Annotated in this window: 8 protein-coding genes; 5 read left to right on the forward strand and 3 right to left on the reverse strand. The window is 66.6% G+C overall.

The annotated features are described in order from the left end of the window. Both ACIRO3_RS35385 and ACIRO3_RS35390 read right to left on the reverse strand, forming a co-directional pair. On the reverse strand, positions 1-852 hold an 852-nt coding region (locus tag ACIRO3_RS35385; RefSeq protein ID WP_404143696.1), incomplete at its 3' end, for a S1 family peptidase. Positions 853-1,428: 576 nt separating this feature from the next. After that, the gene (locus tag ACIRO3_RS35390) at positions 1,429-1,881 is read right to left on the reverse strand and encodes a hypothetical protein (RefSeq protein WP_404143697.1); all 453 of its coding nucleotides are present in this window, start codon (positions 1,879-1,881) and stop codon (positions 1,429-1,431) included. A 705-nt stretch (positions 1,882-2,586) separates the two neighbouring features. Between ACIRO3_RS35390 and ACIRO3_RS35395 the strand changes: the two genes are divergently transcribed. The 4 genes from ACIRO3_RS35395 (at position 2,587) to ACIRO3_RS35410 (ending at position 10,862) form a co-directional block, all read left to right on the forward strand. Then, positions 2,587-5,946 carry an ALF repeat-containing protein gene (locus ACIRO3_RS35395; protein ID WP_404143699.1) on the forward strand — a complete coding sequence of 1,120 codons (3,360 nt, stop codon included), beginning with the start codon at positions 2,587-2,589 and terminating at the stop codon, positions 5,944-5,946. A 445-nt stretch (positions 5,947-6,391) separates the two neighbouring features. Continuing rightward, complete coding sequence (locus tag ACIRO3_RS35400; RefSeq protein WP_404143701.1) at positions 6,392-8,335, forward strand: DNA/RNA non-specific endonuclease; 1,944 nt, start codon at positions 6,392-6,394, stop codon at positions 8,333-8,335. A gap of 394 nt (positions 8,336-8,729) precedes the next feature. Continuing rightward, a complete protein-coding gene (locus ACIRO3_RS35405) occupies positions 8,730-9,413 on the forward strand; it encodes a non-ribosomal peptide synthetase (RefSeq protein ID WP_404143702.1) in 684 nt (227 codons plus the stop codon). Positions 9,414-10,232: 819 nt separating this feature from the next. Continuing rightward, positions 10,233-10,862, forward strand: a complete 630-nt coding sequence (locus ACIRO3_RS35410; RefSeq protein ID WP_404143704.1) for a hypothetical protein — start codon at positions 10,233-10,235, stop codon at positions 10,860-10,862. Between the two features lie 386 nt (positions 10,863-11,248). Here the strand turns inward: ACIRO3_RS35410 and ACIRO3_RS35415 are convergent, their stop codons facing one another. Then, positions 11,249-12,379: an acyltransferase family protein gene (locus ACIRO3_RS35415; RefSeq protein ID WP_404143705.1), complete on the reverse strand. Its 1,131-nt coding sequence runs from the start codon at positions 12,377-12,379 to the stop codon at positions 11,249-11,251. A 749-nt stretch (positions 12,380-13,128) separates the two neighbouring features. On the opposite strand from ACIRO3_RS35415, the gene ACIRO3_RS35420 reads away from it, so the two are divergent. After that, on the forward strand, positions 13,129-13,380 hold the full coding sequence (locus tag ACIRO3_RS35420; protein WP_404143707.1) for a lamin tail domain-containing protein: 252 nt from the start codon (positions 13,129-13,131) through the stop codon (positions 13,378-13,380). Positions 13,381-13,469 lie beyond the last annotated feature (89 nt).

A 13,469-nucleotide genomic window follows, 5' to 3' on the forward strand; every position in this document is an offset into this window, starting at 1 on the left:
GGTGAACCCGTTGCCGTTGCTCTGGCCCATGACGATGGTGCCGTCGGCCTGATGGCCGAGGATGTCGGCCTTGCCGTCGCCGGTGACATCGGCGAAGGTCACTATGGACGTGTTCCAGCGGGCTGTCTGCTGAATCCACCCGCCGAGGCCATCCGCGCGTGCCGAGATGGCGCCGGTTCGGGTTTCCGTAGCCGGGGCATCCAGGCAGCCGCCCTGCCACGATCGACTGTTGATGCCAACCAGTTCGCCGTTGCTGTTCACCAGCGGGCCGCCGGCGTCACCCTGACAGATGGCATCAGTGCCCTTGCCCGTGAGAGTCAGCGTCGTGGCATCCGTGGAAGCGACACCGAACGCGGCGGTGTGCACCTTGCTCTGCACCCAGGCGGTCTTGGTACGCCCGAATCCGGCCGCCGTCACATCAGCGCCCGCAGCGGGTTGAGCAGCGGCGAGCTTGATGGGGGTGATGCTGCCCGAGACCGGCTTGGACAGCTTCGCGAGCACGACATCACGGCCGCTGTACGGCACGATGTTGATCACACTGAACGTGTCCGTGTCCGCGCCGATCTTGGCCGTGGCCGCCAGAGCTGGTGACCCCGCCACTACCGCCGCGCCCGGAGTCTTCGCGAAGCAACTCGTCGCGGTCAGGACCCAGCTCGCGTCGACGAGAACGCCGGAGCAGGCCCGACTGTCGGCCTCGTCACCGATGTTGAGCTTGACGGTGTAGGTGTACTGCCCCGCGGCGGCGGGGGTTCCGACAGCTGCCAGAGCAACGCCGGCGGTCACGAGCGCGGCGGTGCTCGCGATGGTCAGCGCCGCGGCCATCGACCTGGTGAGCGGACGTATGTGGGACATGATCTTCCTTAGATGCTTCTTGGAAAGGCGGTGACGGCAGGCGCCTTGTGGCTTACCGCAGATAGCCCAATGGGCCTCAGCCGTCAGGGAAGGGTTCGGTGAGGTTGGCAGAGATGGCTTGGCAGGGACTTCGCTGCACGCGGTGAAGGCTGGGTGGGTGGCCTCATGGGAATCCTTCTCGTGTGTTGGGCTCGGTAGCCCGCGGTGAGATGGATCGCGGGCAGTCGACGGCGCGAGCGAGCGGTGGGAGGCTCTGCCGCAGTGGCGGCACGCGCGGCAGGTGACCGCGAGCGGAGGTCCGTGCTGCCGGCAGCGATGGGGGTGGGGAGTCCGCGTAGGGAGAGCTGGTCTCCTGGGTCCGTTTCGCGTTCCTCCACGGCGTCACCAAGGACAGGCTGGCGCCGGCAAAGGGACTTCGGAAGGTGCCCGGATCGGGCCGGCGCGGGCCAAGTGTCTGGATCTGCCGTGCAGAACCCTCCGGCAGTGCTTCCCCCGTGTGGTCGGCTCAAGGCAGGAAGGACGTTCCCGGCCAGGCTTTCGAGGCGATAGACACGGCCACCAGCCCGTTCGCAGCTGTTACATGCTGGTCCTGATCTCGATGAGCGTGTGGTCGCGGCCCTCATTGTCCGTGGCCTCGCCTACGGGAGTGAAGGCCTCCTTGGCCACGTCGAAGGTCTTCGCCTCCGTCCCTACGGTCATGTCCACTTGGGCCGTCTGTGCAGCGCTTCCCCGGATGCCGTAGACCGCGGGCATCTCCAGCGTCAGCCAGCCGCTGCTGCCGGTGACCTTGAAGCAAACCTTGTCCTTGGCACGCGCGAAGACCTCCAGGAGACCGGGCTCGCTGGCGCAGTCAGCCAGGGTGATGTTGCCGTCACCACGCTTCAGACGGATGTTTTTCTCGGCCAGGATCTTGTCGGCCAACGGGTAGCCGAAGGTCTCTATCGCATATCCAGGACCCTCATCGGCAATGGGCTGCGCGGAAATAGTTGCTTCCTTGCCGGTGGTCACCAGAAATGCGGCTGCGGCCAATGCTGTGCAGCCTACCGCGAGGGCACGAAGAGAATTTTTCACTGAAACTCCAAGGAATGGTCATTTCGCCACGCGGGCACACCGATCATCCGGAGATAATACGCCTACCATGATGACCCAATGCGGTGCAGCAGCATATTTCCAGTCGCAGCCGTAAACTGTGCGACTTGGCCTGCGGGGGCTTGGTCACCGTTTCGCTGAGCTAGCGGCAAAGATCATCCCCCGTCATGATTACAGCTCTGACCTGCCCAGATGTCCACCCGGACAAATTGGGTGTCTCGTTTGATTCCGAACAAATCGAACTTCGGTTGAGCCTTTATGGGCGATTTATGTAAAAAATACTCATGGTTTTGATGGGCGCACTCGCGAGCGTTTGCTGCGGCACAGGGGTGACCCCATGGGGGCTGGTTTTAATCTTTACTTTGACAATGCGTCATGTGAGGATGACGTCAAACGGGGAGGGGTTTCACTGTGTGCGCTTTTCAGGTGGCAATGGGCGGAAAATGGCTGGATCGACACCCTGAGTCCGTCACCGCTCCATAGAATTCCCCCCGCCCTATACCCGGCATCGCTGCACTCACTTGGCGGGGAGGCTGCGTGCCCTTAAGCCTGAGCTTGGGCCGTAGGAACCTGCGGCACCGGTCCTGACGGCTTGTGGACCGGTGCGCCAACTTGCCCTATCAAACTGCACCTTGAGGAACACCAATGCAGACGACCTTCATGAGCAGACGCCGCCTTCTGGGAGTGCTGGCTGCCGCTACCGTCGCCGCCGCCTCGCCGATCTCACTGACGCGACCGGCCCGCGCCGCGGGCAGCGCGACCCCCATACCGCTGCCCGATACCGACCGGGCCAAGGCCCTCACCGCCTGGCTGTCCGGCGGCAGAGGCACACGAGCCCTGGCCGCCCAAGCACTGGCCGGTACGGACGCCGAAGTGACCACGTTCCTCACCGACCACCTCGCCAAGGTCACAGTGGAGGACAACAGGGTCGCGACCCTCGCCTACATGGCGAACGCGGGCAAGGGCATGCGTCGGGAGGGAAGCGCCGCCCTGCTGGGAGGCGATGCGGCCATCGCGACGTTCCTCCAGAGCGGTTACAAGCCGGCCGTCAGCGAGGACCTGAAGGTGGCGACCGCGGCCGTCATGAACGTCGCCGGCCGGGCTGTGCGCCGCGCGGGCACTGCCGCGCTGGACGCAGGCACCGATCAGGCGTTGGAGCGCTTCATCATCGACGGCCGGTGGAAGGCCGACGAGGAGGACATGCGCGTCGAGACCTCGACGATCATGTTCGGGGCGGGCCCAGAGGTGACCAAGTACGCCGACCGGGCCATGAAGGGCAACGACACGGACCTGGGCTGGTTCCTGGAGATCGGGCAGCACATCGCCCGCGCCCGCGACCAGGAGAAGGCCACCATCAAGGAACTCGTCGCGGTCGTCGAGCGCGAGGGCAAGCGCGCCCAGGCGAGCACCGACCTCGCGGTCGAAGCATCCCAGCGCGCCCAGACCGCCGCTGCACGGGCCAAGGAGGCAGCCCAAAAGGCCGCAGCCGAGGCCGAGGCGGCCAAGAACGACGTGGCCAGGTCCGGTGCCGCTGCCCGCAAGGCCGCCTCCGCCGCACAAGGGGCGGCCGACGCGGCCAACATCGCCATCCGCGCCTCCAGCACGGCGGTGGATGCCTCGCGCCGCGCGGCCCGGGCGGCCACAGGCGCCTCCCAGGCAGCGGCCGTGGCCGGCTACGCCGCCGCCACCGCCTACAACGCCGCGATCGCCGCCTCGAAGGACGCCTCCAAGGCCAACGCGGCCAAGAACGCCGCCATCGCGGCGCGCGATGCCGCAGCCAAAGCCCGCAGCGCGGCCGCCGCCGCCGACCAGGCCGCCACGGCCTCCTCCTCAGCCGCTGCGGCGGGCGGCGCCGCAGCTTCCGCCGCACGCGAGGCCGCCACCGCGGCCAAGGCCTCCGCCCAAGCAGCCACGTCCGCCGGCATCGCTCAGTCGGAAGCAGCCGAAGCACAGCGGCAGGCCTCCATCGCCAGCTCGGCCGCGAACCGCGCCACCAACGCAGCCTCCACCGCACAGACCCTGGCCAGCACCTCCGCAGCAGCCGCCAGAACGGCTCGCGACGCGGCCAACTCCGCCGCGGACCACGCGGAGAGAGCAGCCGCTGCTGCCGAGGAGGCCGTCAAGTACGCCGGCCAGGCCGTCGACTACGCGAACAAGTCCACCGCGCACGCAGCCGAGGCCGTCAAGGCCGCCGACACCGCCACCAAGACCGTCGCAGAAGCCGTCACCGTGGCCGCCAACGCCCGAGAGGCGGAGTGGGCCTCTCTGGAGGCCGACCGCAAACAGGCACTGGAGGAGGCCAAGGAACTGGCCGCCCTGGACACGGTTCAGCGGGCCGCCGCGGTGAACAAGCGCGCCCAGGTCCAGCAGACCAGCCAAGCCATCAAGACCTCGATCACCAAGGCCGAAGCGGCACTGGGCACCGAGGACTACGACCTGGCGGTTGTCCATGGCCGCAAGGCCGCGGTCGGTTTGCTGGACTCCAGGGGGACCTGGACCCGTGAAGCGGCCCAGTTCGCACTCGCAGGCAGCGACTGGGACGTCCTGTCCTGGATCGATCTCGACCGCGCCCTCGCCCAGGCACAGGACGACCGCGAAATGCTCCTGTATCTCGCGCAGATATCCGAGCCGGCCGTCGCCAATGGGGCACTCGAAGCACTGGCCAGCGGGAGTGATCAGGCCCAGGGAGACTTCACGACCGGCGGGATCATCAAGCGACGGGCCGACGACAACCGGGTACTGATCTTCAAGCTGCTGAACAGCGGGGTCGGCAAGCGGGTGAAGGAAGCAGCGAATCAGGCACTGACGACCAACACTCCCGAAGCCCTGCAGAGGTTCTTCGACGAGGAGGTGGAGGAGGCAGCCAAGGAGGACGCGCAGGTGCAAATCGCCTCACTCATCGCCGTCGGCGGCCCTTACACCAAAGCCTTCGGCGAAGTAGCACTCGAAGGCCCGACCTGGATGCAGGTGCAGTTCGTCGAGGTCCTGCGCTTCAAGACGGCACAGCTCGACTACGACTCCGCCAGCCACGCGGCGGCCATCCAGGCATCCATCTCCGCAGCGGCCAAGGTCGCCCAGGAAGCGCAGCGTGATGCCGCGCATGCCTCCAAGGCCGCAGCCGACGCACGCAACGCCGCCGCCGACGCACAGAAGTGGGCGGACAAGGCCATCAAGGCCCAGGAGCAAGCCACGGCGTACGCCGCCGAGGCCAACAACAACGCCAACGCCGCCGAAAAGTCCGCCAACGACGCACAGGCCCAGGCCGACAAGGCCAAGGCCGCAGCCAGCGTCGCCCAAGGAGCGGCCAGGTCCGCGAACTACTCCGCGAACAAGGCCCTGGACGCAGCCCGCAGTGCCATCACTTCAGCACGGTCGGCCCGCACATCGGCTGCCTCCGCGCACGCCTCGGCGCTGGATGCCGGAAAGAGCGCGAGCGAGGCGGCCGCAGCAGCCACACAGGCACGCAACACCGCTGCGACCATGCGACAGCAAGAAATGATCGAGAAGGCCCGCGAAGCCGCGCGTGAGGCACAGGAGAACAGAGACAAGGGGCACAACCCCGCTGACACGCCCCAGAACGACAAGGTAAACCCCAACGGCACCAAGGGCGACGAAGACTGGTGGGGTGACGCGGGGTGGTGGGCCGATGCCTTTGAGGTCGCCAGCGGCCTCGCGGCCGCGGGCTCGGTCCTTAGCTTCGCCGGCCTCCTCGCAGGGCCGGAAGCAGCCCCGGTAGTCGGGCTTATCTCGGGTGCACTCAGCGCGGTCTCCGTCGTCTCTTCCGGTCTCAGCGCGGTCTTCAACGGCGTCGAGTACGGCTGGAAGAGTAAGGAGTTCATCAGCTCCGGTGGCCGCTTCGCTCTCAGCCTCCTCTCGCGCGGCCGGGGCGGATTCGCGAGCGTACGTATGCCGGTGAAGACCGCGAGCGTGGTGATCCCGGTAGCCAGGACCACAGCGGACATCGGATCCAAAATCGTGAGGGATTTCTACAGCCTCGTCCACTGATCGCCAACCAGGCGGTCGCACCGGCTGGACTGATCCAGACGAGCGCCACCATGGCCAGGTCCTGACAACGGCCGTGGCTGCATTGCCGGGGAACGACGTCGCTGCAAGCCGCCCCGTGTGGTTCCCCGGCAGCCGCTCCGCCACACCCCGGGCACTCGGACACTCAAACCTGTGCCCGAAGACCAATGCCGCCGAGCGGCGAAGCCCTGCTCTGAGCACCCCTGCACATCAGGTCGGAACGAGCCTCGCCCCGGCACACGCTGACGACACCTCACGTAGACCCGGTCCGGTAACGGCAGGGCCGATGACGCTCATGTGTCCGCACACCTTGCCCGGCCATGCCCTGTGGCCAGTCCGCGGACTGGCCACAGGGCACGGCCAGCCCCCTTGGGCGCCCCCATCCCAGGTACCCCACTCATCTCACACGAAGGAAGACCGTACGAACATGCACAGAACACGACACCGGGGCGCGCTGCGTGTGCGTGCCCGGTCGACCGTACTGATCCTGGTGGCGGCCGTCACGCTGGCACTGACCACGACAGATGCGGCCATGGCTCAGCCTGCCGCGCAACAGTCCGAGCAGCCGACCCGTACGAGTCCCGCTGCCTCGCCCGCCGCCGTGGCATCGGGTGTTGTCCCGAAGAAGTCCGAAGAGCATTGCGAGGTCACCAAGGCAGGCTCTCCTGAACGCAGGAGGGGCGCCGTCCGGGCATGCGCAAGCATCACCTCCTCATCCTCCTCCTCCTCCTCCTCGCCCCGGCTCGCTGCCGCTCAGCCCCTCGCCGCCGGTAGTTGCACTGTCAGCGGAGTCGGCAACTACGCCTACAGCCGTTTCACGTACTGCGTGAGCGGGCTGAACGTCCTCTACATCCTGCGCGATGCCAACGGTGTGGAGATCGGACGGGGGAATCTGGAGGTCACAACCAGCGCGTCACTTCCCGCCAGCGGAACGGCATGGACCGAACAGGTCACCGTGAAGATGACCGACGCACAACGCGACGTCACCTCCCTGAGCGCCAAGTTCCGCGCCGCCTGCGGAGCCGGCTGCAAGGTCACGAAGGCCGCACCATGGTTTACCGGCAACCTGACCCTGGGACAGTCCCTCTCGGGCACCGTCACGTACTCCTCGACCCCCGCCCAAAGTGCCACCGCACAGTTCGACACCTCCTACGCGATGTACGTAACCATGCCGGGCGCCACGATCACCGACCCGAACGCCTCGTGGACGAACCCGCGCCCTATCCGTTGTGACGACGCCGTCGGCGGTACCTCGACCGCAGGCTGTGCCATCCCTTCCGAGATGCCCGTCGTGGCGATGAATGCGACGAGCTCGGACCCGGGCGGCGCTATCGCTGCTTATGGCTGGGCGCAGAACAACCTCAACGATGGCTGGGGGAAGAGTAAGCCGCTGACCCGGCAGGTGAGCGGCGTGGCAGACCGGACGAGCCGTACCTGCGGAAGCGCGGGAACGGAGCCGTTCAAAGCCAACACGGACCTCGTTGCAACCGATACCTGCGGAGAATTCCCCTTCGCGGAGATGAAGGAGGGCGGAATCGACGGTGCCCGGTGCGTCGAGGTGATCCCCAATGCCAGCAGCGGTGGCTGGGACACCTACGTCCTCGGCAATAGTTTGGAATTGGATCGCGCCGCGCCGTGCGTGCGGGCCCACGTCCCGGCAGTCGACAAGCAGTTCGCAGATGGCAAGCTCGCTGCGGGATTCCAGAGCCAGCGCATCATCGACGCCGACCAGTTCAGGCTGGAGATCACAACACCGGCCGGCGCCCCGCAGGCGTCATGCCTGGCGAACCACCCGCTGGGAGCGATTCCTTCCGGTACAGGGTGGTACGAGAACACCACCGAACCCGTCGCCCATGTCAACAAAACCATCACGCCGATAGGTCCAGCCGGCACACGGCCGACCAAGGCGACAGCCTGCCTGGGTAAAACGCCCGGGACAGGTAAACCCGCCAGTGGCAGCCCCACGGGCTGGAAGGACGCGCAGAAATTCCGCGACGACTTCTCTCCCGGCACGAAGCAGGCCCGCTGCCACCTGATCGCCAACATCCTCGGCGGGCCGGGGCAGATCGAAGACGGCGGCCAGAAGAACCTGGTCCCCTGCTGGCAGGTAGGAATGAACACCGGAACGCCCAGCATGAGGACATTCGAGTTTGAGGCTCAGGAAGAAGTGAAGAAAGACTCCTTCGGACCGAACGACGCGATCCTCTACCAAGCAACGCCCGTCTTCCGGGACGCCACGAGCACGATTCCGACGGGCGTCACTATGACCGCTACGATCGAACGCGCGAACGGGACGGCAGAGGAACTGTTCCCCAATGTCTACGTCCCCAACACCTTCAAGAACACCGGGACCCTCAACCTCGGAAACTAATTCCAGCCCGTTAACGCCCTAGGGGGCCAATATGAGTCAAACCACGCCACCGCGACCCTTCGACGTCGCAGACCTTGTCCCTCAACTGACCCCCTTGGCGCGCAGAGCGACCCGGCTGCATCCCCGCCCCGGATCCCCCACATGGCACGACAGCTCTGTCGGCGGGCCGCTACTTTGGCCCGCCGACGAGCCCTGGCCGAACTGCGAGGGGCCGCACGAGTGGGCGGGAAATCGTATCCTCTCACCCGATGACGTCCGCCTCTGGCGCCGCAGTCGGGCAGCAGCAGAGGATCGCCGACGCCGGGATCCGCAAGGGCCCTGGGCGACGCCCGAAGAACTGGCGGCCGAGAAGCAGCTCCTGGCTGGCCGCCCGTGGCCCGAGGGCCCGATCGCCATGCTGCCGGTCGCCCAGGTGTACGCACATGACGTACCGCTGCTTCCGCGGCCTGCACAATCCGAAGCGGATCTGCTCCAGGTTCTCTGGTGTCCCTTCGACCACCCGGAACACCCCAGGACCGCGCTCTTTTGGCGTGTAGCAGCGACTGTCACCGAAGTCCTCGCCACGCCGCCTGAGCCGCCAGCGCTCCAGTTCGAGACCTACCTGCCGGAACCATGCCTGCTTTCACCAGAACATGTCACGGAGTACCCCAACAATCTGGAACTGGACGAGGCGATCCAGGAGAAACTGGCAAACTGGAGCACTTGGCAGATGGCTAAAGCAGCGGCGCTGTACAGCTCTTACGAAGTTGCGCCGGAAGAGCTCTACCTGAACATGCTATCGGTTTCTCCCGGCTGGAAGATCGGCGGCTGGAGCCGCTGGGGTCTCACCGACCCCGTTCCCCGGCTCTGCCCGGAATGCGGTACAGAAGCCGAACCCCTGCTGACGATCGCCACCAACGAATGGAACGGCAGCGGCGACAGCTGGGCACCTGAAGAGGAGCAGGCGAACCCCACGCCGCTCCTCCCCGGCAGCCCTCCGGCGAGTTTCACCATGATTGATATCGCCGGTGGCTACGACCTTCAACTGCACGCCTGCCCCACATCCCCGAACCACCCCCACATCGAGCTCATCCAGTGAGACAGTGCCAAGGGCTCGCAGGCAACTGGACATGCCGTACATAGCGACGGCTGCCCGCAACGGACAGATCTACGCCCTGACCGAGCTGGGCCGCCACACTGAGGCCGAGGCGCCGGAGCGATACGCACTCGCCAGGTACCGCGAACCGGACCGGCTCTGGTGTCGGTCTCGTCCGAAGCCTGAGCGGCCAGTGCCACCATGTGGAAGGTCCTTCCCGAAGCGGAGCGAGCCGAGGTACTGCGCCGCGATTTGTGTCGGGAGCACTCCCACGTGGCGATCGGCAGTGTCGAGCTGGCCGCGGCCACGGCCCTCCTCGGTCTGCGCCCGACGCCTGCGATCCGGATCGCTACCGCACCGGCAAGGCCCGTGCGTTGCTCGACCGCATTGATGGTGCTTGAGTCTGCAGTGCAGGCTCCGCATTCAGCCTGGTGCGAATCATCGGGCAGCGCCACCTGGGAGGGGGGGACACGGGTACCGGCCCGTGCTGACGTTCGTTCATGGTGTCCGCATGGCGAGAGCCGGCTCGCCACCCGCGGGCAGCCACGAGGAAGGCCATCCGAAACCCGCTGCGGCTTCGACCCAAGCGGCGGAGGATTCAGGGGGTGGCTACGTAAGCAGGCTGTACCCGCGCCGATAGCACGAACAGGGCCTCGCACAGTGCGTCCAGTCCATCGCCTTCGTAGACATAGTCCGCTCCCACGATCCGCTGTCTCGCAGTGCACGACCTCGCGATGTGGATGCACGACATCGCCGGAACGATGCCGAGCATCCACGCCCAGCCCTGTCACGCAGTCATCGATCTCCGCCATTCTTGAGGTCATGGCCCCTTCCCCGCAGCTACCGTCCGCCCGCACGCCGTCCGTCCCGGCGGCACTTCCCCCTCCGGAGCCTGCGAACGGATCGGAGCGGTTCGTCGGGCTGGACGCGACGGTCCTGGACTTCTGGCGTTTCGGGATGTCGGACCTGCGCACCAACACCTTGCGCGGATACCTCGCGGAGTTTCTCGTCGCCCGCGCGGTGGGGGCCGACAGATCCCGGGTGGAGTGGGACCCCTTCGATGTCCTGACCCCGCAAGGCATCAGAATCGAGGTCAAGTCGACCGGGTTCGTCCAGGCGTGGACGCAGGTGAAACAGAGGGAGTCACGGAGCTGGACGATCCCCCGGGCAGTCCCGTACGACACCATCACCGGGAAACCGTGCGGCCCCCGCGACTTCCAGGCCGACGTTTACGTCTTCGCTGTTCATACCGCCCGCAGCCACGACGAGTACAACGCACTGGACCTCAGCCAGTGGACGTTCTACGTGCTGAGTCTTTCTCAGATCACGAGCCTGCCGCGCAACAAGAATGACGCGGCCTGCGCCACCCTTCTGCGTGTACAAACACGCACACGGGCGGTCAGCTACGCAGAACTGGCCGCGACCGTGCTCGATACCGCAGCAGCGGTATGACCTCACAACAACGGCCCACGCGGCCACGACAGCACCGTCCTCGCCAGTGACGCGGTTCGGGATGAGCTGCGCACCGCCGCCATCGCCACCGCTGTGCGGGGCCGGACGTACGACGTCGTCACGCACGAGCAGGCGGCGATGTCCGAGCGTTGAACGGCTCGTCGAGCAGGACTAGGGGGGCGGGGTGCCAGGGGGCGATGCACTGCTGCCGGCCGCCGGACAGCTCGTGGGGCATGCGCTCGGCGTAGCCGGCAAGTCCGACGAGTTTAGTACATAGCGAAGTCCGACGATGAATCGGACTTGAAGGTGACCAGCCTGTTGAAGCTCCTCGAACCGAGGCCTGAGCGGGCTGCGGGCGGTGAGGGGCTGTCGGTGCCGGGGCGAGGTCACCGGTCCGCGGACATCACCGGCGAGCTGGGAGAGGTCGAGGCCTGGTCCTGGCGGGTTGGGAGCGGTTCTGGGCTGCCCTCGGGCCGGGCGCGCTGGGTGGGGCTGGGCGTGGGCTTCGCCAGCCATCGGGGCAGGCGTGGTTCCACCAAGGGGCGGACCAGGGCACGTACGGGTGCTGCGGAAAGAAACAGGCCGATGGGGACGACGGCAGCGGTGAGGAGAGCCGTGCCTGCCGGCCCCCAGTTCATCAACACCAAGAAGACACCCGCCTTCTCGGCCGCTCGGATAAGGAGGCCATGGAGCAGGTAGGGGTACAGGGTGACCGCCCCGAGTGCGGTAATCCGCATGCGGCGGCCGGGCACGAGCGAGAAGAAGGAAGCCACCAGTGCCGCGCTGAGCGCGAAGAGCGCCAGGCGCCCCAGGAGGTAGTGCAGGGGCGTAGTGTGCAGGGCGCTGTATCCGCTGGACATGGAAAGCCAGTCGTCACTTGGAGCGGGGGACAGCGCCAGGGCCAGGCACAGGGAGACCGCGAAGACCACGACGGCGCAGCAGCGGGCAGCGGCCGTGCGGAGCCGGGCGAAATGTTCGGGCCGCATGCGCAGTCCGACAACGAACCACGGCAGGAACATGAGCACCCGCGCCAGGGCCAGGTCCTGGCCCATCTCGACGGCACCTGCGGCCAGCGAGATGACCGCGGCCGTGGCAACAGGGTGGCGCAGCGCATTCCACAGCGGAGCCGTCAGCCGCCACAGGAACAGGGCAATCAGGAACCAGCACAGATACACAGGAACGGCGGGATTGGTACTGAAAGGCGCGCCACGGAGATAGTAATAGGCGGCGGCATAGAGGGCATTGAAAATCAGATAGGGGAGAAGAATTCCGGTGACGAGACGTCGAATCTGATCGGGACGACCGGTGAAACTCTTCGAGAAATAACCGGAGAGCAGAATGAACGCCGGCATGTGAAAGGCATACACCGCGTTGTGCAAGGCCCGCAGCACCGGCGTGTCGACCGTGATGATCTGCTCCCACCCATGCCCGAGGACAACCAACACAACCAGCATGACCTTCGCATTGTCGAAGAAGGCACTGCGCTGCGATAGCTGGGAGGGGCTGGGCGTGGGCACGGGGTCCTTCATATTCTCGGCCTAGGCACAACGTACTGACTGCGGGCCGGGCTGACTGGCTGGGAGGGCCTCGACACGGCCCAGGTCCTCCCCCTTGCTCGGGTCACAATACGTTGCAGCAACCTCGGTGAACACATCAAGGGCGCCGTCCCGACAGGGATCCAGCAGAGACGCCGGGAATGTCCCGACCCAACGTTGGGCTGACAACGGGTCCGATGGAAGCGAGCCGCCCTGCGGACACAGGATCGTGTTCGCCCAGGCCACGGACGGTCCCCGGTTCACATCCGCCGAGTGCCTGGCGGAGAACCGCCGAGCCGTCCTTCGTCTTCGAGTACTTCGACTGCACCAGCGCCTCGGATGGCCTGGAGGAGGTCACCAAGCGCGTCGTCGCGGTGATTCTCGCTATCGCCCGACCCTCGTCCCTCAGTCCCCTCCCCGGGCGCCAGGGTGCTGCCCGAGGCCCAGCCCTTCGAAGGAGCCTTCATGCGATTCCTGATCACGGACGACCACGGAACCGTCCTTGCCACCGTCGAAGCGCCTCCGGATGGGGCGGTGTCCATCGCCATCGAGCGGGAGGACGAACCTGGCCTGACCTGCTCTTCGCGTCGCCGGATCTGCACGGGGACGGCAGCGTCCATGTAGGGCACTGGCCCGACGGGGTGGAGTGGTAGGTGTGCTGCGCGCGACCGGTGTGCCGAACGGCGTACGGCTCCAGGAACCGCAGCGCGCAGCCGGCACCGCCGGGGCAGGTGAGTGCTGCCCTCAACCTTCGCGGCTGGACGCTGCGTGACTCCGACGGCAACCGCTACCGCTTCAACGACGTCCGCATCGGCGGCCGCGCCACCATCCGGATCCACACCGGATCCGGCCGTGACTCCCGCACCGACCTGTTCCAGGGCAAGCGTGACCACGTCTGGGACAACCGCGCCGATACCGCCACGCTGCGCGACGACCGCAACCGCACCGTCGACACCGAGTTCTGGGGCCGCCACCACTACTGAGGATTTCAGGGCGGGGTCGGTGGGTTGATTGTCAGGCCGGTGGCGGTGAGACAGCTGTCGATGAGGTGGGGTCGGAGCTGGATTCTGCG

It is taken from the genome of Streptomyces sp. NPDC102278, from assembly GCF_044766345.1.
Classification (GTDB): Bacteria; Actinomycetota; Actinomycetes; order Streptomycetales; family Streptomycetaceae; genus Streptomyces.

Bases quoted from the DNA above. Each gene is read 5' to 3' on its own strand.
- ACIRO3_RS35395 (WP_404143699.1), top strand. From the start codon at position 2,587: ATGCAGACGACCTTCATGAGCAGACGCCGCCTTCTGGGAGTGCTGGCT.
- ACIRO3_RS35400 (WP_404143701.1), top strand. From the start codon at position 6,392: ATGCACAGAACACGACACCGGGGCGCGCTGCGTGTGCGTGCCCGGTCG.
- ACIRO3_RS35405 (WP_404143702.1), top strand. From the start codon at position 8,730: ATGCTGCCGGTCGCCCAGGTGTACGCACATGACGTACCGCTGCTTCCG.
- ACIRO3_RS35410 (WP_404143704.1), top strand. From the start codon at position 10,233: ATGGCCCCTTCCCCGCAGCTACCGTCCGCCCGCACGCCGTCCGTCCCG.